The 22,501-nt window shown below is 64.2% G+C and carries 22 protein-coding genes; 12 read left to right on the plus strand and 10 right to left on the minus strand.

Annotated elements, in window-relative coordinates; all coding sequences use genetic code 11:
• The first annotated feature begins 9 nt into the window (after nucleotides 1–9).
• Entirely contained in the window at nucleotides 10–3,513 is a 3,504-nt protein-coding gene (mfd, locus tag SIN08_RS10480; RefSeq protein ID WP_322451519.1) for a transcription-repair coupling factor, read from the plus strand.
• 71 nt (nucleotides 3,514–3,584) lie between these two features.
• Here the strand turns inward: mfd and SIN08_RS10485 are convergent, their stop codons facing one another.
• Together SIN08_RS10485 and SIN08_RS10490 are read right to left on the minus strand one after the other, a co-directional pair.
• Nucleotides 3,585–4,271, minus strand: coding sequence for a DsbA family oxidoreductase (locus SIN08_RS10485; RefSeq protein WP_322451520.1), 687 nt, complete (start codon nucleotides 4,269–4,271; stop codon nucleotides 3,585–3,587).
• 9 nt (nucleotides 4,272–4,280) lie between these two features.
• Nucleotides 4,281–6,074: an extracellular solute-binding protein gene (locus tag SIN08_RS10490; RefSeq protein ID WP_416208051.1), complete on the minus strand. Its 1,794-nt coding sequence runs from the start codon at nucleotides 6,072–6,074 to the stop codon at nucleotides 4,281–4,283.
• A 306-nt stretch (nucleotides 6,075–6,380) separates the two neighbouring features.
• Here SIN08_RS10490 and SIN08_RS10495 point away from each other — a divergent pair, with 306 nt between their 5' ends.
• Nucleotides 6,381–7,019, plus strand: coding sequence for an invasion associated locus B family protein (locus SIN08_RS10495; protein WP_322451523.1), 639 nt, complete (start codon nucleotides 6,381–6,383; stop codon nucleotides 7,017–7,019).
• An 81-nt stretch (nucleotides 7,020–7,100) separates the two neighbouring features.
• On the opposite strand, the gene hspQ is transcribed toward SIN08_RS10495, so the two are convergent.
• On the minus strand, nucleotides 7,101–7,424 hold the full coding sequence (gene hspQ, locus SIN08_RS10500; RefSeq protein ID WP_322451524.1) for a heat shock protein HspQ: 324 nt from the start codon (nucleotides 7,422–7,424) through the stop codon (nucleotides 7,101–7,103).
• Between the two features lie 77 nt (nucleotides 7,425–7,501).
• On the minus strand, nucleotides 7,502–8,710 hold the full coding sequence (locus SIN08_RS10505) for a UbiH/UbiF family hydroxylase (RefSeq protein ID WP_322451525.1): 1,209 nt from the start codon (nucleotides 8,708–8,710) through the stop codon (nucleotides 7,502–7,504).
• Nucleotides 8,711–8,994: 284 nt separating this feature from the next.
• Here SIN08_RS10505 and pcsA point away from each other — a divergent pair, with 284 nt between their 5' ends.
• From pcsA to SIN08_RS10540, 7 genes are all read left to right on the plus strand, one after another.
• Nucleotides 8,995–9,717: a phosphatidylcholine synthase gene (gene pcsA, locus SIN08_RS10510; protein WP_322451526.1), complete on the plus strand. Its 723-nt coding sequence runs from the start codon at nucleotides 8,995–8,997 to the stop codon at nucleotides 9,715–9,717.
• 1 nt (nucleotide 9,718) lies between these two features.
• Nucleotides 9,719–10,690 (plus strand): quinone oxidoreductase, encoded by a 972-nt coding sequence (locus SIN08_RS10515; protein WP_322451527.1) that lies wholly within the window; start codon nucleotides 9,719–9,721, stop codon nucleotides 10,688–10,690.
• 105 nt (nucleotides 10,691–10,795) lie between these two features.
• Entirely contained in the window at nucleotides 10,796–12,376 is a 1,581-nt protein-coding gene (locus SIN08_RS10520; RefSeq protein WP_322451528.1) for an ABC transporter ATP-binding protein, read from the plus strand.
• Nucleotides 12,376–13,494, plus strand: coding sequence for an ABC transporter permease (locus SIN08_RS10525; RefSeq protein ID WP_322451529.1), 1,119 nt, complete (start codon nucleotides 12,376–12,378; stop codon nucleotides 13,492–13,494). Before SIN08_RS10520 ends, SIN08_RS10525 begins: the two co-directional genes overlap by 1 nt.
• Nucleotides 13,487–14,401 carry an ABC transporter permease gene (locus tag SIN08_RS10530; protein WP_322451530.1) on the plus strand — a complete coding sequence of 305 codons (915 nt, stop codon included), beginning with the start codon at nucleotides 13,487–13,489 and terminating at the stop codon, nucleotides 14,399–14,401. The genes SIN08_RS10525 and SIN08_RS10530 overlap by 8 nt, the downstream gene beginning before the upstream one ends.
• Before the next feature lie 42 nt (nucleotides 14,402–14,443).
• Nucleotides 14,444–15,520: a BMP family ABC transporter substrate-binding protein gene (locus tag SIN08_RS10535; RefSeq protein ID WP_322451531.1), complete on the plus strand. Its 1,077-nt coding sequence runs from the start codon at nucleotides 14,444–14,446 to the stop codon at nucleotides 15,518–15,520.
• A gap of 137 nt (nucleotides 15,521–15,657) precedes the next feature.
• A complete protein-coding gene (locus tag SIN08_RS10540; protein WP_322451532.1) occupies nucleotides 15,658–16,308 on the plus strand; it encodes a glutathione S-transferase family protein in 651 nt (216 codons plus the stop codon).
• Nucleotides 16,309–16,325: 17 nt separating this feature from the next.
• On the opposite strand, the gene SIN08_RS10545 is transcribed toward SIN08_RS10540, so the two are convergent.
• From SIN08_RS10545 to SIN08_RS10555, 3 genes are all read right to left on the minus strand, one after another.
• A complete protein-coding gene (locus SIN08_RS10545; RefSeq protein WP_322451533.1) occupies nucleotides 16,326–16,589 on the minus strand; it encodes a hypothetical protein in 264 nt (87 codons plus the stop codon).
• 129 nt (nucleotides 16,590–16,718) lie between these two features.
• Nucleotides 16,719–17,051, minus strand: coding sequence for a hypothetical protein (locus SIN08_RS10550; protein ID WP_322451534.1), 333 nt, complete (start codon nucleotides 17,049–17,051; stop codon nucleotides 16,719–16,721).
• Nucleotides 17,052–17,143: 92 nt separating this feature from the next.
• Nucleotides 17,144–17,392: a hypothetical protein gene (locus SIN08_RS10555; RefSeq protein WP_322451535.1), complete on the minus strand. Its 249-nt coding sequence runs from the start codon at nucleotides 17,390–17,392 to the stop codon at nucleotides 17,144–17,146.
• A gap of 149 nt (nucleotides 17,393–17,541) precedes the next feature.
• Between SIN08_RS10555 and SIN08_RS10560 the strand changes: the two genes are divergently transcribed.
• Nucleotides 17,542–17,715, plus strand: a complete 174-nt coding sequence (locus SIN08_RS10560; protein ID WP_322451536.1) for a hypothetical protein — start codon at nucleotides 17,542–17,544, stop codon at nucleotides 17,713–17,715.
• Between the two features lie 37 nt (nucleotides 17,716–17,752).
• Here the strand turns inward: SIN08_RS10560 and SIN08_RS10565 are convergent, their stop codons facing one another.
• On the minus strand, nucleotides 17,753–18,043 hold the full coding sequence (locus SIN08_RS10565; protein ID WP_322451537.1) for a hypothetical protein: 291 nt from the start codon (nucleotides 18,041–18,043) through the stop codon (nucleotides 17,753–17,755).
• 88 nt (nucleotides 18,044–18,131) lie between these two features.
• Nucleotides 18,132–19,346, minus strand: a complete 1,215-nt coding sequence (locus SIN08_RS10570; protein WP_322451538.1) for an MFS transporter — start codon at nucleotides 19,344–19,346, stop codon at nucleotides 18,132–18,134.
• Nucleotides 19,347–19,448: 102 nt separating this feature from the next.
• On the opposite strand from SIN08_RS10570, the gene SIN08_RS10575 reads away from it, so the two are divergent.
• Complete coding sequence (locus SIN08_RS10575) at nucleotides 19,449–20,375, plus strand: helix-turn-helix transcriptional regulator (RefSeq protein WP_322451539.1); 927 nt, start codon at nucleotides 19,449–19,451, stop codon at nucleotides 20,373–20,375.
• On the plus strand, nucleotides 20,348–21,073 hold the full coding sequence (locus tag SIN08_RS10580) for a Crp/Fnr family transcriptional regulator (protein WP_322451540.1): 726 nt from the start codon (nucleotides 20,348–20,350) through the stop codon (nucleotides 21,071–21,073). The genes SIN08_RS10575 and SIN08_RS10580 overlap by 28 nt, the downstream gene beginning before the upstream one ends.
• 51 nt (nucleotides 21,074–21,124) lie before the next feature.
• Here the strand turns inward: SIN08_RS10580 and SIN08_RS10585 are convergent, their stop codons facing one another.
• On the minus strand, nucleotides 21,125–22,300 hold the full coding sequence (locus tag SIN08_RS10585) for an SGNH/GDSL hydrolase family protein (protein WP_322451541.1): 1,176 nt from the start codon (nucleotides 22,298–22,300) through the stop codon (nucleotides 21,125–21,127).
• Nucleotides 22,301–22,501: the final 201 nt, after the last annotated feature.

Genomic DNA, 22,501 nt, shown 5'->3' on the forward strand with positions numbered 1-22,501 from the left:
ACAATCGGAATGACGGACCTGATTGAACCCATCGGCGTTGCCCGGGGCCGAAACGGCGCGATAACCGTAGACGGTGTCGCGGACGGCTACGAGGCTTTCGCGCTTGCGCAACTGGCGGCGGAGATCGCGCCAGAGGGGCCGCTCGTCTTCGTGCTGCGCGACGGACAGCGCTTGCCCGCGGTTGCCGAGGCGTTGCGCTTTGCCGCGCCGGAGCTGCCGCTGCTCGAGCTACCGGCGTGGGACTGCCTGCCCTATGACCGGGTTTCGCCGGGTGCCGATGCAGCCGCCAGACGCCTCGATGCGCTCTCGGCCATGGCTTCGCTCAGGCGCAAACCGCATCGCGCCATCGTGCTCGTCACGGCCAATGCGCTCCTGCAGCGCATGCCGCCGGTCGACCGGATCGCGGCGCAGGGGTTCCGTGCCAAGCCGGGCAATCAGGTCGATATGGAGGCGCTGATCGCGCGTCTCGAAATGGGCGGCTTCGAGCGTGTGCCCACCGTCCGCGATGTCGGCCAGTTTGCCGTGCGCGGCGGTATTCTCGACCTTTTCGCGCCGGGCTGGGACGATGCGCTCCGGCTCGATTTCTTCGGTGACACGCTGGAATCCATCCGCACCTTCGATGTGGCGAGCCAGCGCACCACCGGACAGAAGCCCGAGGTTTCGCTTCAGGCGATGAGCGAGGTGACGCTCACGCCGGAGACCATCAGCCGTTTCCGCCGCAACTATATCGAAGCCTTCGGCGCGCCCTCGCGCGACGACGCGCTCTACGCGGCGGTCTCCGAAGGGCGGCGCTACTCCGGTATGGAGCACTGGTTGCCGCTGTTCTACGAGGGGCTCGAGACGCTCTTCGATTATCTGCCGGAGGCGCCGGTGGTCTTCGACCATCTGGCGAAGGAGGCGATCGGCGAGCGCCATGCGCTCGTTCTCGATCACTATGATGCGCGCAAGCGGCAGATGGAGAGTGCGGGGCTCGGCGAGGCGGTCCCCTACAAGCCCATCACGCCGTCGAGCCTCTATCTCACGCCGGAGGAGATCACCGAGGCCGCCGAAGCGCGCCGGCTCGTCCGCTTCACGCCGTTCGCCACGCCGGAGGAGGGCGGAAAGGTCGTCCATGCCGGTGCCCAGGCCGGCTACAATTTCGCTGAGGAACGTGCCGACCCCAACGCCAACGTCTTCGATCACGTGGTCAGGCACATCGGCGCCTTGCGCGCCGGCGGCAAACGGGTGCTGATTGCCGGCTGGAGCGAGGGATCGGCCGACCGCCTCGGCCAGATTCTTGCCGAGCACGGGCTGGGCAATGTCGTGCGCGTGCAGGATATCTCGGAACTCTCCGGGCTCGAGGCGGGACAGGCCGCACTCGGCATCCTGCCCCTGGAGGCGGGATTCGAGACCGGGCGGCTCGCCGTCATCGCCGAGCAGGACATCCTGGGCGACCGCCTGGTGCGGCGCTCGAAGCGGCGCAAGAAGGCGGCCGACTTCATCTCCGAGGTCAATGCGCTTTCGGAAGGCGACATCGTCGTCCACACCGATCACGGCATCGGCCGCTTCGTCGGCCTCAAGACCATCGAGGCGGCTGGCGCGCCGCACGAATGCCTGGAATTGCGCTACGCGGGCGACGACCGGCTGTTCCTGCCCGTCGAGAACATCGAGCTTCTGTCCCGCTACGGCTCCGATGCGGCCGAAGCCGTGCTCGACAAGCTCGGGGGCGTAGCCTGGCAGTCGCGCAAGGCAAAGCTCAAGAAGCGGCTCCTGGAGATGGCGGGCCAACTCATCCAGCTTGCCGCCGAACGGCAGATGCGCCCGGCAGCCAAGCTCTTGCCGCCGGATGGGCTTTACGGCGAGTTTGCCGCCCGCTTCCCCTACGACGAAACCGACGACCAGCAGAACGCCATCGATGCCGTTCTCGATGATTTCAGCGCGGGCCGGCCGATGGACCGGCTGGTGTGCGGCGATGTCGGTTTCGGCAAGACGGAAGTGGCGCTGAGGGCGGCCTTCGTCGCGGCGATGGAAGGCCTTCAGGTCGCCGTCGTGGTGCCGACGACACTGCTCGCCCGCCAGCATTACAAGACCTTCGCCGAGCGCTTCGCCGGCCTTCCGGTGCGGGTGCGCCAGGCCTCGCGCCTGGTCGGCTCCAAGGAGCTGTCGCAGACCAAGAAGGGGCTTGCCGATGGCACGGTGGATATCGTCGTCGGCACCCACGCGCTGCTCGGCGCCTCGGTCACCTTCAAGAACCTGGGTCTGCTCATCATCGACGAGGAGCAGCATTTCGGCGTGAAGCACAAGGAGCGGTTGAAGGAACTGAAGAGCGACGTGCATGTGCTGACCCTTTCGGCCACACCCATTCCACGCACGCTTCAGCTGGCGCTGACGGGCGTGCGCGAGCTGTCGCTCATTGCCACGCCGCCGGTCGACCGCATGGCGGTGCGCTCCTTCATCTCGCCCTTCGACCCGCTGGTCATCCGCGAAACGCTCCTGCGCGAGCGCTATCGCGGCGGACAGAGCTTTTATGTCGTCCCCCGCATCTCCGACCTTGCCGAGGTGCACCAGTTCCTGGCCGAACAGGTGCCGGAGCTGAAGGTGGCAACGGCGCACGGCCAGATAGCGCCCGGCGAGCTCGACGACATAATGAACGGCTTCTATGACGGACAGTACGATGTGCTCCTGTCGACGACTATCGTCGAATCCGGCCTCGACATCCCCACCGCCAACACGCTGATCGTGCATCGGTCGGATATGTTCGGCCTTGCACAGCTTTATCAGCTGCGCGGCCGCGTCGGCCGCTCCAAGGTGCGCGCCTATGCGCTCTTCACGCTCCCGGCCAACAAGAAGCTGACCGCCACCGCCGAGCGGCGGCTGAAGGTGCTGCAGTCCCTCGACACGCTGGGCGCGGGCTTCCAACTCGCCAGCCACGACCTCGACATTCGCGGCGCCGGCAACCTGCTTGGCGAGGAGCAGTCGGGGCATATCAAGGAGGTGGGCTACGAGCTTTACCAGCAGATGCTGGAGGAAGCCGTGGCCGAGCTGCGCGGCACCGGCGAGGCGGCCGACACCGGCTGGTCGCCGCAGATCACGGTCGGCACGGCGGTGATGATCCCGGAGGAATACGTGCCGGACCTGCAGCTTCGCCTCGGGCTCTACCGCCGCCTCGGCGAACTGGAGAGCGCGGAGGAGATCGACGCCTTCGGTGCCGAACTCATCGACCGTTTCGGCCCACTGCCCGAAGAGGTGCAGCATCTGTTGAAGATCGTCTTCATCAAGGCGCTGTGCCGCCGCGCGAACGTGGAAAAACTCGATGCGGGCCCGAAGGGCGTCGTCATCGCCTTTCGCAATCAGAACTTCCCCGAGCCGGCCGGCCTCGTTCGTTTCATCGCAGAGCAGGGCGCGCTGGCCAAGATCCGGCCGGACCAGAGCGTCGTCTTCATGCGTGACTGGCCGACGGCCGAAAAGCGGCTGGCGGGCGCCGCCACTGTCATGACGCAGCTGGTCAGGTTGGCGGAGAAGAAGGCGGCGTAAAGAGTTCGTCTCGCGGCCTGGGTTGAAGGCGTGAGCTGAAATCCTGTCCTCTGGCGGTTGATTTTATACGACTAATCCATACTGGGATCATCCAGCTCTCCGCGTGCCTTAGCATGTCGCACCTGTGCGATGGCATCGGCCAGGCGCTCCGGCGGTTGCGCGCCCATGAGGGCGTAACGACCTTCCAGAAGAAAGCAGGGCACGCCGGTGACACCCATATGCTGGGCGGTCGCGATCTCGGCTTTTACCTCCTCCGCATCGGCTGGCGTGGGAAGCAGGGTTTCGGCTGTCGAGGTATCCATCCCGGCTGCCCGGGCAGCAGCCAGAAGGGTCGGGGCGGCACCGATATCGCCCCCTTCCTCGAAGTAAAGCCGGAACAAACGGGCGACCAGCCGCCCTTGCACATCCGTGCCCTCGGCCGCCGCCCAGCGGATCAGGCGGTGAGCATCGAGCGTGTTGGGCGTGATGCGTATCGCCTCGAAGGCGAAGGCGATTCCCGCCGCCGCTCCGATCTCGCGCAGGCGCTCGTGCATGGCGTCGATGCGTTCGCGGCTGCCGAACTTGTCCAGCAGGTACTCGTCCCGGTCGCGGCCTCCGGGAGGAATGGTCGGATCAAGCTGGTAGGGGCGCCAGGAGACCGACACCTTCGCGCCGCCCAGCCGGACCAGCGCCCGTTGCAGGTTGCGCTGTCCGACATAGCACCACGGGCATACCACGTCCGAGACGACGTCGACCCGGATGTCTTCCTCGGATTCCATCGCTCATGCCTATTCCGGCTTGCGCCACCAGGTCGACAGGTCATAACCGTTGAGCGGCGCGGTTTCGGGATGCTCCAGATAGTTCCAGTAGGCGATCCACTTCTGCGTATTATGCTGCAGCGGGACGAGATACGCGCCAGACATCAAGAGCCGGTCGAGAGCACGGAGGGCTGCGACGTAGGTTTCCGCCTCGCGCGCATTGAGCATCGCCTCGATCATGGCGTCCACCGCCGGATCGGCCACCCCGGCAAGGTTGAACGAGCCTTCCACATCGGCCGAAGCGGAGCCCCAGCGGCCGATCTGCTCCGCCCCGGGGGACAGCGAGCCGGAGAAGCCGACCGGCGCGATGATCATGTCGAATTCGAAGCGTTGCTTGCGTTGCTGCATCTGCGAATCGTCCAGCATGCGCAGGCTCACCGCGATGCCGAGCTTGCGAAGCATGCGCTGGAAGACCGTCGCGAAGCGTTCCTGCTCGCTCGAGACGAGAAGGATCTCAAAGGTGAACGGCCGTCCCTGCGGATCCTTCAACACGTTCCCGTCAAGTGCGTAACCCGCTTCCTTAAGCATTGAAAATGCCTCGCGCAGGGTCTCGCGTTCGATTCCATGCGCCTTGTCGGCATCCTTGCCGTAGGTCCCGTCCATGACGGAGGGAAGGACCTTATCGGCATAGGGTTCCAGGAGTTTCCTCTCGATCGGCCCGGCAGGGCGCCCGAGCGCGGACAGTTCCGAACCCTGCCAGTAACTCAGCGTGCGGCGGTACTTGCCATTGTAGAGGTTCGCGTTGACCCAGCCGAAGTCGTAGAGCATCGACAGGGCACGGCGGACCCTGGGATCTGTGAATTTCTCCCGACGCGTGTTGAAGACGAAGCCAAGGACCACCGGTGGAATCTTTGTTTCGAAAGACTCCAGAGCCACATCCCCGTTACGCACTGCAGGGAAGTCGAAGTCGCGGGTGACTTCGTTAGGGCCGAGCCCGGTGTAAATCGCCCCGGCATAGGCGGAGCAGTTGCCCGCCTTGAACGCTTCGAACTGTGCGTTGCCGTTAAGGAAGTAGTCGATGGTGACGCGGTCGTAATTGGCAAAGCCGCGCATGGAGGGCACGTCCGCACCCCAGTAGTCGGGATCGCGCTTGAAGACGATGCGCTCGCCCGGCTTGACCGTCTCGATCGTGTAAGGGCCGCTGCCGATGACCGGCTTCAGCGTCGACTGGTCGAACTTTTCGCGGTCGAAGCCGTGCGCCGGGATGACGGGTGTCATGGCGACGATCAGCGGAAATTCGCGGTCGGCCTTCTCGTTGAAGGTGAAGCGCACGCTGCGCACCCCGGTCTTCTCGATCTCTTCAATCCGGTCCATGCGGGTGCTGTAGGGCGGCCGCCCCTTTTCGGCGAAGGTCTCGTAGGTGAAGATGACGTCCTCGGGGGTCACCGGCTTGCCGTCGGACCATCGCGCGTCGGGATTGAGGTGGAATTCGGCGTAGCTGCGCTCCTCGTCCATCTCCACCGATTCCGCCAGCAGCCCGTAAAGCGAGAAGGGCTCGGCGTCGTTCCGGCGCATCAGTGGCTCGAACACAAGGTTGCCGAAGATGGTGTCGATCACGCCCCGCGCGGTCGTGCGCATGCTTTTGAGAATGAAGGGGTTCAGGTTGTCGAACGAGCCGACGACGCAATAGGTGATCGCGCCCCCCTTGGGTGCTACAGGGTCGGCATAGGGAAAGTGGTCGAAATCCGCGGGCAGGGCAGGCTCGCCGTTCATGGCGATCGCGTGGGCAGGGGCGCTGCCGGCCAGCGCCTGTCCGGCGCCCATAGCAAGCCCGATCGCCATCAAAATCGAAAGCGAGACCATGCGGGACATCGTTGCGGGACCTCGTTTGGAACGTGGTGCTGATTCGGGCAGATGAAGCTCTTCTCGCCTCGGCGGCCACCTTTGTCCATGTCCTGGACCGTATCAAGGCATTCGCTTGATTTCTGGAAGAAGGCGGGTGCGGCACTGGATTTCAAAGCCGCGCCGTTGTAACACGCCCGCGAGCCTTGCTATCGCCGCATTCGGCCAACAGGAAACGGTGCCGGGCGCAGCCTGGTGGCCGTGAATTCGAGAGGAACAGGAAGCGAAATGATGAGCCTGAAAGCAAGAGCGAACCGCACGGCGACCGCATTGTTCGGTGCGCTCGGCGTGGCCGTCGCCGGCTATGGCGGCGCCGCGATGGCGCAGCAGCAGGGGGATCAGCCGCCGCAGGGTTGGTTCAAGGCGTGCACCAAGCAGGAAGAGGTCGATGTCTGCAACGTGCAGTTTCTGCGCCGGGCCGGAACCGGCCAGCTGGTGACGAGCGTCAACCTGATTGAGGTCGAGGGCAAGGTGAACCGGCGCGTGCTGCAGATCGCGGTGCCGACCGGCCGCCTGATTCCGCCGGGAATCGGCCTGCAGATCGATGGCGGATCCACCCAGAAGATCGACTACGCCGTTTGCGTTCCCGACCGCTGCGTGGCCGAGGCGCAGCTTAACGACGAGATCGTCAGTTCCTTCAAGCGCGGTTCCGAGCTGACGCTTACCTCGGTGAATTTCCAGAACCAGCCGAACCCGGTCAACATCACCCTGCAGGGCTTTACCGACGCTTATGACGGAGAGCCGTTGCAGCAGGACGATCTGGACGACCGTCAGCGCAAGCTGGAGGAATACGTCAACAAGAATACCGAGGAGTTCGCCGACCGTCTGCGCCAGGCCCAAGAAAGGGCGAAGCAGGGTTCGGAATAGGGACGCTTCAACGAGACGGATACGAATGCTAAACAGGGCCCTTTCGGGCCCTGTTTTCGTTTCCGCAGCGGTGCGCCTTGCTCAATGATGATGGCGCTGGCGCGGTTCGTAGCGTCCGTCGGCCGTCTCCACGAACAGTTCGGAAAGCTGCGGATGACGAACGGGTTCGCCTGACTCGTCTTCCAGCAGGTTCTGTTCGGATACGTAGGCGACGTATTCCGTCTCCTCGTTTTCGGCGAGGAGGTGATAAAACGGCTGCTTTTTCGACGGTCGCACCTCGGCCGGAATGGCTTCATACCATTCCTCGGTGTTGGCGAATTCCGGATCGACGTCGAAGATCACCCCGCGGAAGGGGAAGAGCCGGTGCCGGACCACCTGGCCGATGGAAAATTTCGCTGTTCTCATCTTTTGCATCGCATTTGCCCTTGCCCTCATATGTGGCGCAGCTTTGCACGTAATTCAATCCCGCCGCGAAGGGCGGCTCAGGAACGGCGGTCAAAGGGCGGCAAGAGCGCGGCGAGGCCGCTGCCCGGACGCATGCCCTCGCGCATGAAGAAACCGCGCAGGAGAGGCATGCTGTCGAGAAGTCCGAGACCGGCGCTGCGTGCGAGCTGGGCGGGAAGCAGGGATGTGAGAAGGGAGGCATTGAAGAGGTTGACCACGCGGCTGCGCGCCGTGATGTCGGGCCGGCGACGCGCATCGTAGCGCTCGAGCGCGGCTGGCGCGCCGGGATCCTGCCCATGTGCGTGGACGATTCGGGCAAGCTCTGCCACGTCCCGCAGACCCAGATTAAGGCCTTGTGCGGTAATCGGTGGGAAAACATGCGCCGCTTCACCGACGAGCGCGATCCGCCGGGCGGCGAAGCGGGCCGGCAGGGCCGTCGAGAGCGGATAGACCTGACAGCCGGGCTCCACCGCGACCCTGCCGAGAATGGACTGCAACTGCCGTTCCAGGCGCTCGGAAAGGGCGGTCTCGTCGAGCGTTTTCAAGGTTTCGGCATCGGCGGGCTGCATCACCCAGACGAGGCTGGAGCGGAAACCGCCGGGCAACGGAACCTGTGTGCAGGGTCCGTGCTCGGTGTGGAACTCCGTCGAGGTGAAGCCGTGGTGCCGTGTATGGCCGAAATTCAGCACCAGCGCGCTTTGCGGGAGGGGGCGGGTCCGGGTGGCGATACCAGCGGCCTCCCGGGCCGGTGAATTGCGGCCGTCGGCCGCCACCGCCAGGAGGGCGCGGACCGTCGTCGCGTCCGCCAGCTTTGCGGTGACGGAGGCTGCGTCGAGCTGCCAGTGCTCGACCATGCATTCGTGCCAGCGGATGCCCGGCTCCGCTCGCGCCCGCTCCGCCAGCGCCCGGTTGAGCGCCGCGTTCGGGATGTTGAAGCCGAACGCCTCCTCGCCGATCTCGGCGGCGCGGAACGTGACGGCGGGGCTGCGGATGAGCCGTGTCGTTGCATCGACAATCCGCATGGTGGAAAGCGGCGCGGCATGCGCGCGCAACGCCTCGGCGAGCCCGAGCTCTTCCAGAAAGCGCACGGATGGGTGCATCAGCGCCGTCGTGCGACGGTCTTCGAGGGCGGGCGGCGGTCCGGCCAGAACCACCTCGCGCCCTGCGGCGGCAAGGGCAAGGGCCGCGGCCAAGCCCGCCGGTCCCGTGCCCGCCACCAGGATCGTCCTTTCCAACTGCTCGCTCACACCGATCCGCCTGTTGAATGAATCTTTGGCGGAGATATAGGGCAGTTCGGGAAACGCCTGCAATCGCGCCGATGCGCGCAGGCCTCGACCAAGGCTCGCGGCGGGACCGCGGACGCGTATTTTTCCACACGCATGGTGCCTGCCGGACTGCGCGGCGCGGAAAGGCGTGCTAATGACACCTCGGGGCGAGTGGCGCCGCGGGAGAACATCCGGCCGGGCAAGGCCCGCTGTGGGTATGCCCTCGGTACCGCACGGAAGCCATTCGCCGTAAGGTGGGAACGTCCATGGCACGCAAAAAAGTGAGTGCACCACAGGCAAAGGCCTTTTCCGTCCATCTGCTCACCGCATCGGGCTCCCTGCTGGCTTTCCTCTCGCTCGTCGCGGCCAGCGAGGCGCGCTGGTCGGCGATGTTCTGGTGGCTCGGCCTGGCGCTGCTCGTTGACGGCATCGACGGCCCGATCGCCCGGAAACTGCAGGTCAAGGATGTCCTGCCCACCTGGTCCGGCGACATGCTGGACAACATCATCGATTATGTCACCTATGTCCTGATCCCCGCTTTCGCGCTCTATCGGAGCGGCTTCATGGGGGAGGGACTGTCTTTCCTTTCGGCGGCCATCATCGTGGTCTCCAGCGCCATCTACTACGCCGACACCGGCATCAAGACGACGGAGAACTTCTTCAAGGGCTTCCCGGTGGTCTGGAACATGGTGGTGTTCACGCTGTTCGCCATAGAACCGGGCGAGTATTTCTCATTTGGTGTCGTGCTGGTCTCGGCGGTGTTGACGTTCCTTCCGATCCATTTCCTGCATCCGGTGCGGGTCAAAAGGTTGAGACCGCTCAATCTGAGCGTCTTCTTCGCCTGGTGTGCCTTCGCCGCCATCGTGCTTCTCAACGACATGCAGGCCGGCCCGGTCGTGAAGGCGGGGATCGGATTGACGGGACTTTATCTCTATGTGATCGGCGGCGTCATGCAGGCATTGCCGCAACTCGGCAGAAAGGGGGTGTGAGGTGGCAAAAGCGATACGCGTGCACGAGACCGGCGGACCCGAGGTCCTGCGACTGGAGGACTACGATCCCGGCCGGCCCGGCCCCGGCGAGGTGCTGATCGAGCACAAAGCCATCGGCCTCAACTTCATCGACATCTACTACCGGACCGGTCTCTACAAGGCCGAGACGCCGTTCGTTCCCGGCGGGGAGGGGGCCGGCATCGTCATTGAGACGGGCGAGGGCGTGACAGGCTTCAGTCCGGGAGACCGCGTTGCCTATTGCGTGACCGGCGGCGCTTATGCGGAGCGGCGGACGATTGCGGCCGACCGGCTGGTGCGCTTGCCCGAAACGGTTTCCGACGAACAGGCCGCGGCCATCATGCTGAAAGGCATGACGGCATGGTATCTCCTGCGGCGCACCTATCCGGTGAAGGCGGGCGAGACGATCCTCTATCACGCAGCCGCCGGTGGCGTCGGCCTGCTCCTCGGCCAATGGGCGAAGCGTCTGGGTGCCACCGTGATCGGCACCGCTGGGTCGAAGGAAAAGGTGGAACTCGCACGCGCCCACGGCTTCGATCACGTCATAGACTACACGAAAGACGATTTCGCAGCCGCGGTGAAGGAACTTACCGGCGGGCGCAAATGCGACGTCGTCTACGATTCGGTCGGCAACGACACCTTTCCCGCCTCGCTCGACTGCCTGCGGCCGCTCGGCATGTTCGTCAGCTTCGGCCAGTCTTCCGGTCCCATCCCGCCCTTCAGCATCAACCTGCTGGCACAAAAGGGCTCGTTGTTTGCCACGCGGCCGAGCCTCTTCGCCTATATCGCGGCGAGGAAAGAACTGGAGACGGCGGCCAAGGACCTGTTTGACGTCGTCGGCTCCGGCGCGGTCAAGGTCGCCATCAACCAGCGATACCCGCTCGCCGACGTCGGTCGGGCCCAGGCCGACCTCGAGGGGAGGCGCACGACCGGCACCACCGTGCTCATTCCCTAAGCGCGGGAATTGATTGAAGCAGTTTCAAGCGGACCACACCTATTGCAACATGGTCGGGCGCGCCTACGATGACTGCGGGAACACATAAAAACAAAAACAGGACGAATGGGAGCTGTTGTGGAAGCAACACGCGGCAAGCCGTCTGAGGCACTGCTCGACGTCCGGGGCCTCACGAAGACGTTCGGGACGCTGACGGCGTGCGATGCCGTGGACCTGACGATCGGCCGCGGCGAGATCCACGCGCTCCTGGGCGAGAACGGGGCCGGAAAGTCCACCCTGGTCAAGATGCTCTTCGGGGCGCTCGAGCCGGATGCGGGCACGATCCTGTGGAAAGGCGAGTCGGTGACGATTGCCAGCCCCGGCGAGGCGCGTCTGCTGGGCATCGGCATGGTCTTCCAGCACTTCTCGCTCTTCGACGCGCTGACGGCCGCCGAAAACATCATGCTGTCGCTGAACGATCCCGAACCGGTCTCCAAGGTTTCGGAGCGGGCGCGCGAGCTCTCCCGCGCCTACGGGCTGCCGCTCGATCCCGATGCCCATGTGGGAGACATGTCGGTCGGCGAGCGGCAGCGCATCGAGATCATTCGCTGCCTGCTTCAGAATCCCGAGCTCGTCATTCTCGACGAGCCGACATCCGTGCTCACGCCGCAGGAGGCCGACAAACTTTTCGAGACGCTCGAGACGCTTCGCGCCGAAGGCCGCTCGATCCTCTACATCTCGCACCGGCTCGAAGAGGTGAAACGTATCTGCGACCGGGCGACGGTGCTGCGTCAGGGCAAGGTGATCGCCCAGTGTGACCCGCGCCGCGAGACGGCCGCGTCGCTGGCGCGCATGATGGTGGGCGACGAGGTGCAGGCGATCGTGCGCGAAAAGGCAGCCGCTGCGCGCGAGGCGCTGCTCGAGGTCCGCTCGCTGGACCGTCCGGCCGGCCATCCCTTCGCGATTTCCCTTTCCGATATCGATCTGACGGTGCATGCGGGCGAGATTCTCGGCATCGCCGGGGTTGCCGGCAACGGCCAGGGCGAACTGTTCGAGGCGATCTCCGGCGAAGTGCTGCAGGACAGAGCGGACGCGGTGTGCATCTGTGGCAAGGACGCCGGCCGGCGCGACATCTCGCAACGCCGGTTGATGGGTGGGGCTTTCGTGCCCGAGGAGCGCCTGGGCCATGCCGCCGCACCGATGATGACACTGTCGCAGAACCTCCTTTTGTCGCGCTACCGCACCGACGCCCGCGCCCTGCTTTCCGCCTTCGGCATTATCCGGAGCGGTGCGGTCGCGGAGGCGGCGAAGCGCATCGTCGCCGCGATGGACGTTCGCAAGTCCGGTGAGGACCCGGAGGCGACGGCCCTTTCCGGCGGCAACCTGCAGAAGTTCGTCATCGGACGCGAGCTTGATCGCGCGCCGCGCGTGATGGTCGTCAACCAGCCCACCTGGGGGGTCGACGCCGGCGCGGCCGCCCGCATCCGGCAGGCCTTGATCGATCTGGTCAAGGACGGCTCCGCCGTACTCGTCATCAGTCAGGATCTCGACGAGCTTTTCGAGATCTGCGACACCATCGCCGTCATGCACGGCGGCCGCCTGTCGGAGGCGATGCCGATCTCCGAAGCGAGCTACGAGACGATCGGTCTTCTCATGGGCGGCGCGAGAGCCGGCGATCCGGACCACCGGCCGCTGGAGGTCGTGTAATGCGCCTTGAACTCGTCAAGCGACCACAGCAGTCGGCGCTGTTCAGTGCCGTTTCACCCCTGATCGCGCTCGGACTTACTCTTGTCGCCGGTGCGATCATGTTCCTTCTCCTGGGCAAGAATCCGCTCGACGCGCTCTACTACTTCTTCATCGATCCGCTTCTGGAGACGTGGTCGCTGCATGAACTGGCGGTGAAGGCGGCGCCGCTCATCCTCATCGCCGTCGGCTTATCGGTCTGCTATCTTTCCAACAACTGGAACATCGGTGCCGAAGGCCAGTTCATCGTCGGCGCCATTGTCGGCTCGATGTTGCCGGTGCTGTTTCCAGCCTTCCAATCCTGGATCGTGCTGCCACTCATGCTTCTCATGGGCATTGCCGGGGGCGCGGCCTATGCGGCGATTCCAGCCTGGCTGAAGGCGCGCTTCAACACCAACGAGATCCTCACCAGCCTGATGCTGGTTTATGTGGCGCAGCTCTTTCTCGATTGGCTGGTGCGGGGCCCGTGGCGCAACCCGGAAGGTTTCAACTTTCCCGAGACGCGCAACTTCCACGCCTATGCGATCCTGCCGGAGATCTGGCCGGCCTCGGGCCGCGCCCACTGGGGTTTCGTGTTTGCGGTCTTGGCCGCGGTGGCACTGTGGTTCGTCCTCTCGCGCACACTGAAGGGATTCGAGGTGAAGGTGATCGGGCAGAGCCCGCGGGCCGGGCGCTTTGCCGGCTTCTCGCGCGCACGCATGATCATCTTCGCCTTCCTGGTTTCCGGCGGGCTGGCCGGCCTGGCGGGGATCAGCGAAGTGTCCGGCGCGATCGGCCAGCTCAGACCGACGATTTCTCCGGGCTACGGCTTTACCGCCATCATCGTCGCCTTTCTCGGACGGCTGAACCCGCTCGGCATCATTGCCGCGGGGCTGGTGCTCGCCTTGTCCTATCTCGGCGGCGAGGCGGCGGCGATTTCCATCGGCGTCACGGACAAGGTGGCGCGGGCGTTCCAGGGAATGCTGCTTTTCTTCGTGCTCGCCTGCGATACGCTGATCCATTACCGCATCCGCCTGGTTCGGCCACTCGTCGTCAGGGCAGGAGAGGCCAAGGCGGAAGAGGTCGAGGCCGGTCATGCTTGAATCCATCCTCATCACCGTCGCCACGGCGGCCACCCCGCTTCTGATCGCGGCCCTCGGCGAACTGGTGGCGGAACGTTCCGGCGTGCTCAACCTCGGCGTCGAGGGCATGATGATCATGGGCGCCATCACCGGCTTCGCTGCCGCTCTGTTGACCGGTTCGGTATGGCTGGGCGTAGGGGCGGCCATACTGGTGGGGGCCGCCTTCGCGCTGCTGTTCGCCTTTCTCACGCTTTCGCTGGTCACGAACCAGGTGGCGACCGGCCTGGCACTCACCCTTTTCGGGCTCGGTCTTTCGGGCATGCTGGGCGAAAGCTTCGTGGGGCGCCCGGGGCTGAAGCTTGGCGTGATCGACATTCCGGTGCTGTCCGACCTTCCCGTCGTCGGCCGGCTTCTGTTCGGTCAGGATCCGCTGTTCTACATCTCGCTTCTGCTGACGCTGGCGGTGGCCTATTTCCTTTTCGCCACGCGCGCCGGGCTCATGCTGCGCGCCGTCGGCGACAATCCCGTTTCAGCGCATGCGCAGGGGATCAACGTCGTTGCCATCCGTTATCTCGCAGTAATGTTCGGCGGTGCCTGCGCCGGGCTGGCCGGCGCCTATCTGTCGCTGGTCTACACGCCGCAATGGGTGGAGAACATGACGGCCGGGCGCGGGTGGATCGCACTGGCGCTCGTCGTTTTCGCCTCCTGGCGCCCCTGGCGTGTGGTGGCCGGCGCCTATCTCTTCGGCGGGGTCACCATCGGGCAGCTTCATGCGCAGGCCCAGGGTGTCGACATTCCCTCCCAGCTACTATCTTCGCTGCCCTATCTGGCGACAATAGCCGTTCTTGTCATAATCTCCCGCAACAGGAGACTGACGATGATGAACACGCCGGCATCGCTGGGGCGCCCATTCGTGCCGGAACGATAAGAGACGGGAAGGCGCCGCAGGCAACAACAAAGGAAAGAGGCAATGAGAAGAACACTTCAACTTTTCGCCGCAGCCGCGGTGGCTCTGGCCACCACCGGCGGTGTGCAGGCGCAGGAAGAGCCGACCAAGGCCTGTTTCATCTATGTGGGGCCGATCGGCGATTTCGGCTGGACCTATCAGCATCACCAGGGACTTCTTCAGGTTGAGGAAGAGCTCGGCGATGCGGTCGAGACCGCCTATCTGGAAAGCGTGCCGGAGGGAGCCGACGCCGAGCGCGCGATCGAGCGTTTCGCGCGTTCGGGCTGCGACATCATCTTCACCACATCCTTCGGCTACATGGATGCCACCAACCGCGTGGCGGGCCGTTTTCCTGATGTGAAGTTCGAGCACGCCACGGGCTACAAGCGCGAGCACCCCAACGTCGCCACCTACAATTCGCGCTTTTACGAGGGGCGCTATATCCAGGGCGTGATCGCCGCCAAGGTATCCGAGGCGGGCGTTGCCGGCTACATCGCCTCCTTCCCGATTCCGGAAGTCGTCATGGGCATCAACGCCTTCATCCTGGGCGCCCAGTCCATCGATCCCGATTTCCAGGTCAAGGTGGTGTGGGCGAACACCTGGTTCGACCCGGGCAAGGAAGCCGACGCGGCCAAGGCGCTGGTCGACCAGGGCGTGGACATCATCACCCAGCACACCGATTCCACCGCCCCCATGCAGGTGGCCGCCGAGCGCGGCATCAAGGCGTTCGGCCAGGCCTCCGACATGATCGAGTTCGGCCCCGAGACGCAGCTCACCGCGATCGTCGATGACTGGGGTCCCTACTATGTCGAGCGTGTGAAGGCCGTACGCGAGGGCACCTGGGAACAGGTCGACATCTGGGCGGGCCTTAAAGAGGGGCACGTCGTGATGGCGCCCTACACCAACATGCCGGACGACGTGAAGGCGCTCGCCGAGGAAACGGAAGAGAAGATCCGTTCCGGTGAATTCCATCCCTTCACCGGCCCCATCAACAGGCAGGACGGTACGCAGTGGCTGGCCGAAGGCGAGGTGGCGGATGATGCGACGCTGCTCGGCATGAACTTCTATATCGAGGGCGTCGACGACCAGTTGCCGAACTGACGGCAGTCGAAAGGGATTGCAGGGGAGGGCGGCCGTCGGCCGCCCTTTCTTTTTGTGGGCGGGTGGCGGTATCCTGACAAGGTGCTGTCAGGACGGCCCTGCTATAGGAAGAACAACGCAGATCGAGGAATTTGGCGATGCTCACATTCTACCATGCCCCGTGGTCCCGCTCTTCCGCCGTTTTCTGGCTGCTCGAGGAACTGGGCGTCGACTACCGGATGGAACTGATCGACATCCGCGCCGAAGGCGGCGTGCCGGAGACGTACCGGGCCATCCAGCCGAACAAGAAGGTGCCGGCCATCGACCACGACGGGACGGTGGTTACAGAGCGGGCGGCCATTGCCATCTACCTGGGTGATGCCTTCCCCGAGGCGGGCCTTGCGCCGCCGATCGGCGATCCTGCGCGCGCGGCCTATCTTACGACGCTTGTCCATCATGACGCCGTGTTCGATCCGGCAATTTGCGCGAAGGCGAATGGGCTCTCCTATGCCAGCAACGATTATCCGTTCGGGCTCTTCGACGATCTGGTGGCGTATCTGGAGCGCCGGCTTTCGGCCCAGCCCTTCGCGGCCGGCGAACGCTTCACCCTTGCCGACGTCATCCTGGGTACGGGCATCAGCTACACCATGGACATGCTGAAAGCCTTGCCCGACAAGCCGGCATTCCGCGACTATGTCGCACGCGTCACCGACCGCCCGGCTTACCGGCGCTCGACGGAAAGAGATGCCGAACTCGCCGCGCAGATCCCGTTCTTCCAGAAAATGATGGAGGGCGAGGGCAAGCCCTGAGCTTCGAACCCGAACGGTTAGTCCGTGTCGTGCACGATCACCGGCTGGTAGACGACGCGTGGCTCATGCCAGTGGTCCAGCTCGATCCTGCGCGCCCGCCACTCGGCCCGGCGGTCGAGGTCGATCCTCTGGAGGCACTCGGCGAAGGCGTCCGTCCCGGGCGTGAAGCCGTAGTCGCGGCATTGCGCCTCGTCCAGGGCGCGGCGTTCCTCTGGGGTCATGGTCGCGCATCCGGCCAGAAGAGCCAGACCGGCGAAAAGCAATCCTGAGCGAATGTCCATCCGGCCCTCCAATCGTTGCAGGTATCAACCTGCGTGCAAGTGGTTTCGCAAGGGCGAAAACCGACCGTTCGACGAAAAATATGGCACCGCGCCTGAACCGCCAAGCCGTTGTACCGAGGGCGGTCGGTATCAGCCGCCCGCCAGCGGCGTTGTCACCTTGCCCGATCCGCCGCACTCGGGACAGGTCTCGCCGCCGATCCTGCCGTTTCCACGGCAGCGGCGGCAGATGTCTTCGCCGGCCCCATGCGTTCCCTCCGGCACGGCATCGGGATTGGCGTCACCGCTGGGGGTCGCCGGTTTTCGGCCTGCGTCCAGGCTCTCGCGCAACCGTGCCCTTTGCTTCTCGCCGCCCCCGGGCGGGGCGCGACTCGTGTCGTCGGGCAGGCCGCCGCCGCTCTGGGCGATGGTTTCGTCCACGGGCCGGTCATTCGTTCCCGTCGTGATCTTGCGTTTGCGCGCCATCAGCATTTCCTCCTCCGAGGCAAACGCACGAGCGCGCTTTTTGTGCTGTTTCTAGTGGAGAAAATCCGGTTTACCGGGAAGGGGAGAAATCATCAAAAGGCCAGGACGATCGTCGCCCCGATCGCCATGGCGATCGAAACGGCGACGCAGATCATGAAGGTGCGCGGGCGGTCGAAGAAAACCGCATAGCCGGACAGCCATGCCGCCGTGGCCGCCCCGAGGGCGAAAAAGAAAGCGTCGCGTGCGCCGAACGCAACGGCGCCGGCCATCAGCCCGCCGATGATCATCGCACCGAAAACGATGATGATGGCGACGGCATATGTATCGTAATGCTCGTTCATTCTCTGTCACCTCGCGGAAAGCGCCTTGTGTGCCCTGCGGCGACGCGCGACCGGAATCCCCGCCCTCGTCCCATCTACCCTCTTCCCGCCGCCTTGGGAACTGTGAAGCACGGACAGCGTTCTCCTAGCCGCTGTATGGGAGATGGCTCGTGTTGGAGCAAAAGGTCAAGCAAGCGATCGCCGAGGAGTTGAAGCGGCAGGCGGAAAACCGTCCGGAAACCCTGAACGTGGTCGAAAAGGGAAACCGGATCGCCGTACATGGCGAGGTGGATCTCGATGACCTTGTGATGGTGGTTGTCGGATCCGTTGCCGGCGGCCCCTGAAGAGGGTGCGGATAGCGCAAAGCGGAAAGGCCCGTCTTCATGCGGCCTGATGACGACGTTTGTCCGGCGCCAGCTGTCCGCCTGTCGATTTTCGGCCACGCGGACGGGAATGTGGAAATCGCGGTGAATGATAGATCGTTGCAATGACCTGCCCTTCGAGCGTTCCTCCCTGAAATTCGATTCGTACATTGGTGATTCGATCGCTCGGAAACGCTTCCACGACGATCTCGATTGCACGCGCCAAAGTGAGCTCCTCCTGCCGAACGGGCTCTTCGGCCTCATCCGGGAGGATGATGCGCGCGGGTGCCTCCCACGGAAGATTGGTCATATAAACTCGTCCCTTCAGGAAGAACCAGAATGCACGCCGGCACCGCCGCGTCAATCGCGGTCGCCGAAGACAGGAGCTTCCGCCCCGGTTAGCTGGCGGCCGCTTGAGCGGGGCGCATGTCCGGCAGCAACGCGGTGAGGAGCCCGAGCATCGGAAGGAAGGAGCAGGCCACGTAGACGAACTCGATGCCTTTCACATCCGCGATCACGCCCAGAACCGCCGCCGCAATTCCCGCCATGCCGAAGGCCAACCCAAAGAACACGCCGGCAATCAGGCCGACCCTGCCGGGGACGAGTTCCTGGGCGAAGACGACGATCGCCGGAAAGGCGGACGCCATGACGACACCGATCACTCCGGTGAGCACGACCGTCCAGAAAAGATCGGCGTAGGGCAGGGCGAGCGTGAACGGCAGAACACCCAGGATCGAGAACCAGATCACGGTCTTGGCGCCCACCCGGTCTCCCACCGGCCCGCCGAGGATGGTCCCCACGGCAGCACCGCCCAGGAAAACGAACAACAGCACCTGCGAGGTCTGGACCGACACGCCGAACTTCTGGATGACATAGAAGGTGTGGTAGCTCGTCAGGCTGGCGATATAGATATGCTTGGAGAAGGTGAGCACCGTCAGCACGATCAGCGCCACGACGACCGTGCGGCGGGGCAGGCGGATTGCCGTGTCGGCGCCGCTGCGCGAACCGTTGGCGGCGCGGTAGCCGGCATACCAGCGCCCGACCCGCCACAGGACCAGCATACCCGCCAGGGCGGCGAGCGAGAACCACGCGACGCTGTCCTGCCCGCGCGGCACGACGATGAAGGCGGCCAGCAGCGGCCCCAGCGCGGACCCGAAATTGCCGCCCACCTGAAAGAGCGACTGGGCCAGGCCGTAGCGCCCGCCAGAGGCGAGGCGCGCGACCCGCGAGGACTCGGGGTGGAAGATGGCCGATCCGAAGCCGATCAGCCCCGCGCCGAGAAGCAGCAGTGAATACCGTGTGGCGAAGGCGAGAAAAAGGAGGCCGACGAGGGTCGAGCCCATGCCGAAGGCCAGGGAATAGGGCATCGGCCGCCGGTCCGTATACATGCCGATCACGGGCTGCAGCAGGGAGGCGGTGATCTGAAAGGTCATGGTCAACAGCCCGATCTGCCAGAAATCAAGCCCGTAGTCGTCCTTCAGCATCGGATAAAGCGCGGCAAGCAGCGACTGCATGACGTCGTTCAGCAGATGGCAGAAGCTGACGGCCAGGATAACCGCATAGGCCGTGGTCTCGCCGGATATCCTTCCGTTGATCGTTGTCGTCCCGGTCAAGATCACGCTCCATCCAGAAATCGGAAACAGGCGTTGTTCTACGCGTCTTGCCGGCGATCTACTTTCGTGGTTTGGTCGAAAACTTTCGAGAGTGGGCCAATCATGCGGCATTTGAAGGACAATATCGCACCCCCGGGGGCGCATGCGGAGGACCTCCACGAGCGCGTCGTTCGGCAACTGGAGGCGCGTGAAGGCACCGTGCTGGCGGTGTCCGGCGACTACCCGGACGGTCATCACGTGCCGACCCACAGGCATAGCCGCTCCCAGCTTCTTTACGCGCTGTCCGGCGTAGCGATGGTGAGCACGCCCAAGGGGCGGTGGATCGTGCCGCCGGAACACGCGCTCTGGCTGCCGGCGAACGTCGATCATGCCGTCGATATGCTCGGCGATGTTGGAATGCGCTCGGTTTACATGTGGCCGGACGCCATGGAAGGCCTGCCGGGAGACATTCGCGTCGTCGCCATAAGCGAGCTCGCGCGCAGCCTGATCGTGGAAGCGGTGGCGCTTCCCCCGCCCGCCGAGCGTGACAGGAGAGCCATGCTCGTTTTCGACCTGTTGCTGCACGAGATCCCGAAACTGCCCGAGCGGCCTCTGGCGCTTCCCTTTCCCGCCGATCGAAAGCTGGCGGAGCTGTGCCGGCAGTTCGTCCGGAAACCCACGGCGCGCGCGACGATAGATGACTGGGCGCTCGCTGCCGGCATGAGCCGGCGCAGCTTCACACGCGCGTTTCAGCGCGAAACGGGGTTGAGCCTCTCCACCTGGCGTCAGCAGGCCTGCCTTTTCGCCGCGCTGCCGCGCCTGGCCGACGGGGAAGCGGTGACGAGCGTGGCGCTGGAACTGGGCTACGAGAGCGTCGCGGCCTTCACGACCATGTTCAAGCGCATGCTGGGCAAACCGCCCCGCGTCTGGCTGGCCCGGCCGTCCGCGAAAGGCGTCCAGTTCGCCGAGGCGAGCCATCGATTGTCATTGAATGCTGCCGGGGAGCATGCTCTTTTAGACGGATGTCGCAACTCAGACCCTACATTCTGAAATACGCCGCCCGGGACCGCATTTCGCCCGAAGAACAGGCGATTTTGGAAGAGGCCGTGTCGGAGGTGAGGGAGGTCGGGCCGGACCAGGATCTCGTGCGCGAAGGCTCGCGCCCGACTGCAAGCACTCTCCTGCTCGAGGGATTTACCGCCCGCTACCGCGATCTGACCAATGGCAAGCGGCAGATTACGGCAATTCATGTGACGGGAGACTTTGTCGATCTGCACAGTTTCCTGATCCGCACGATGGATCACAGCGTGGCCACCCTTTCGCACTGCACGGTGGCGATGGTGCCGCACGCGAATCTGCGTAGGATTACCGAGCGCAATCCGCACCTGACCCGAATACTCTGGCTGAGCACGCTGATCGACGCCGCCATCCATCGCGAATGGCTGGTCTCCATGGGGCGGCGGTCGACGGTGTCGCATATCGCTCACCTCGTCTGTGAGCTCTACCAGCGTCTGAAAGTGGTCGAGAAGGTAGAGCAACAGGGGTTCCGCTTTCCGATTACCCAGGCCGAACTCAGCGACGTGCTCGGGCTTTCCGTCGTGCACGTGAACCGCTGCTTGCAGGAACTGCGCGCGACCGGCGCAATCTCCTGGCGCAGCGAACTCATCATCATCGAAGACTGGGATCGGCTGCAGGCGATCGCCGAATTTGACGACACTTATCTGCATCTCAACCATCATTCCCGTTAGGCCGCGGGCGGTGCCTACCTTGTCACAGGGCGATGGGCGGCAGGGTCGTCCTCACGGTTGGTGCGCCGCCTCGTGCACCGACAGCCAATCGCCTACGGCATTGGCCAGGGTAGCACCCACCACCGCGTTCCCTGCGGGGTTGAGATGCCCGTCATAGCGGAAATAAAGGTCCTGCCCTTGCAGGCGATAGGCTTCGGCGAGGATCGGCAAGAGGGCGATCCACTGAATGCCACGTTCCTCCGCCATCTCGGCAAAGGTCCGGTCGATATATGCGGGATCGATACCGTCGATCCCATCGGCGAAGAGCTGAAACTGCTGGGGCAGCGACAGCACCATGAGTTCGCAACCCTCGCTGCGGCATAGATCCTGCGCCCGCAAGAAGAGGTCCTTGGTCAGGTCGATCTGCCTGGTCAGCGTATCGGTCGGCGGGAAGGCGAATATCTCGCGGCGCTGGGTCATGAGATAGAGGCTGACATAGAGCCGGTCGCTCATCATCAGCAGCCTCTTGACCAACGTCAGGCTGTGGAGGTCGGATTTCTTGTCGCCAGTGGTCACGACGCCGGTTTTGCGCAGATCTTCCTCGCCGGTACTTGGCGCTGCATCTTTGGAGGGTGCGATCGGTCGGTTGGTGAAAAGGTCATTGGGCAGGAAGGTCAGGATCGCGATATCGGGGCTGTAGCGCTCCATCAGGTGCTCAAGAAAAAGAACTTCCGAGCGCGTGTCGAATGCCGGAACACCTGCCTTGATAACCTCAACCTGATGGCCCTGGGCCCGAAGGTTTCGTTCCAGAACGACCGGCCAGATACCCTCGTAATCGGTCCCCGTGCCGAAGGCGAAGGAGTCGCCAAGGAGCAATACCCGTGTCACGCCTGGGGCGGCAACGGGCGAATATGTTGCCTCATCGCGGAAGCCTTGCGCGCTGACCTTGTATTCGACTTCGTATTCCGGTGCTCGGACGACCGTGTGCGAATTCGGGCGATTCAAATGCCCGAGCAGATCATCGCGCAGCCCGAGCGAATTCCCACTTATAAAGGTCGTATTCACATTCTGCGGTGCGATCAGCCGGATGCCGAACTCGAAGAGCCCGAAAAGAAGCGCAGTGACAGCCAAGACGATGGCGCCGTCGCGCAACACCGACTTGGCCGTGGCGCCGCCGCCTGACTTTTTGCGGAGCTTGGCGGAAACATCATCTGTTTGGGACGACATAAGACGGCGCTCCCCTGACATCAGCAATGCGGACGCGGTGTGTCCCGCACAAGGTTAGCCAATGATCGGTGGAGCTGATATACGCAAAAAGATAGAGGAGGGCTCGCCCGTTCGATGCAGAACTCCCGCCAAGGCCCCCGCTTTGCCTCGTGATCCTTTGCTGGTACTTGACGGAGGCATGTTCTGCCCCACTACACGGGCGTTCGACGCAGGAAAGATCTG

It is taken from the genome of Chelativorans sp. M5D2P16 (assembly GCF_034427935.1).
Classification (GTDB): Bacteria; Pseudomonadota; Alphaproteobacteria; order Rhizobiales; family Rhizobiaceae; genus Chelativorans.

Coding starts and splice junctions, on each gene's coding strand:
- SIN08_RS10485 (WP_322451520.1), bottom strand. CDS start 4,271: ATGGAATCCGAGGAAGACATCCGGGTCGACGTCGTCTCGGACGTGGTA.
- SIN08_RS10575 (WP_322451539.1), top strand. CDS start 19,449: ATGCGGCATTTGAAGGACAATATCGCACCCCCGGGGGCGCATGCGGAG.
- pcsA (WP_322451526.1), top strand. CDS start 8,995: ATGGCACGCAAAAAAGTGAGTGCACCACAGGCAAAGGCCTTTTCCGTC.
- SIN08_RS10495 (WP_322451523.1), top strand. CDS start 6,381: ATGATGAGCCTGAAAGCAAGAGCGAACCGCACGGCGACCGCATTGTTC.
- SIN08_RS10525 (WP_322451529.1), top strand. CDS start 12,376: ATGCGCCTTGAACTCGTCAAGCGACCACAGCAGTCGGCGCTGTTCAGT.
- SIN08_RS10550 (WP_322451534.1), bottom strand. CDS start 17,051: ATGGCGCGCAAACGCAAGATCACGACGGGAACGAATGACCGGCCCGTG.
- SIN08_RS10520 (WP_322451528.1), top strand. CDS start 10,796: ATGGGAGCTGTTGTGGAAGCAACACGCGGCAAGCCGTCTGAGGCACTG.
- SIN08_RS10530 (WP_322451530.1), top strand. CDS start 13,487: ATGCTTGAATCCATCCTCATCACCGTCGCCACGGCGGCCACCCCGCTT.
- SIN08_RS10565 (WP_322451537.1), bottom strand. CDS start 18,043: ATGACCAATCTTCCGTGGGAGGCACCCGCGCGCATCATCCTCCCGGAT.
- hspQ (WP_322451524.1), bottom strand. CDS start 7,424: ATGAGAACAGCGAAATTTTCCATCGGCCAGGTGGTCCGGCACCGGCTC.
- SIN08_RS10580 (WP_322451540.1), top strand. CDS start 20,348: ATGTCGCAACTCAGACCCTACATTCTGAAATACGCCGCCCGGGACCGC.
- SIN08_RS10490 (WP_416208051.1), bottom strand. CDS start 6,074: ATGGGCGCCGGACAGGCGCTGGCCGGCAGCGCCCCTGCCCACGCGATC.
- mfd (WP_322451519.1), top strand. CDS start 10: ATGACGGACCTGATTGAACCCATCGGCGTTGCCCGGGGCCGAAACGGC.
- SIN08_RS10585 (WP_322451541.1), bottom strand. CDS start 22,300: ATGTCAGGGGAGCGCCGTCTTATGTCGTCCCAAACAGATGATGTTTCC.
- SIN08_RS10535 (WP_322451531.1), top strand. CDS start 14,444: ATGAGAAGAACACTTCAACTTTTCGCCGCAGCCGCGGTGGCTCTGGCC.
- SIN08_RS10540 (WP_322451532.1), top strand. CDS start 15,658: ATGCTCACATTCTACCATGCCCCGTGGTCCCGCTCTTCCGCCGTTTTC.
- SIN08_RS10555 (WP_322451535.1), bottom strand. CDS start 17,392: ATGAACGAGCATTACGATACATATGCCGTCGCCATCATCATCGTTTTC.
- SIN08_RS10545 (WP_322451533.1), bottom strand. CDS start 16,589: ATGGACATTCGCTCAGGATTGCTTTTCGCCGGTCTGGCTCTTCTGGCC.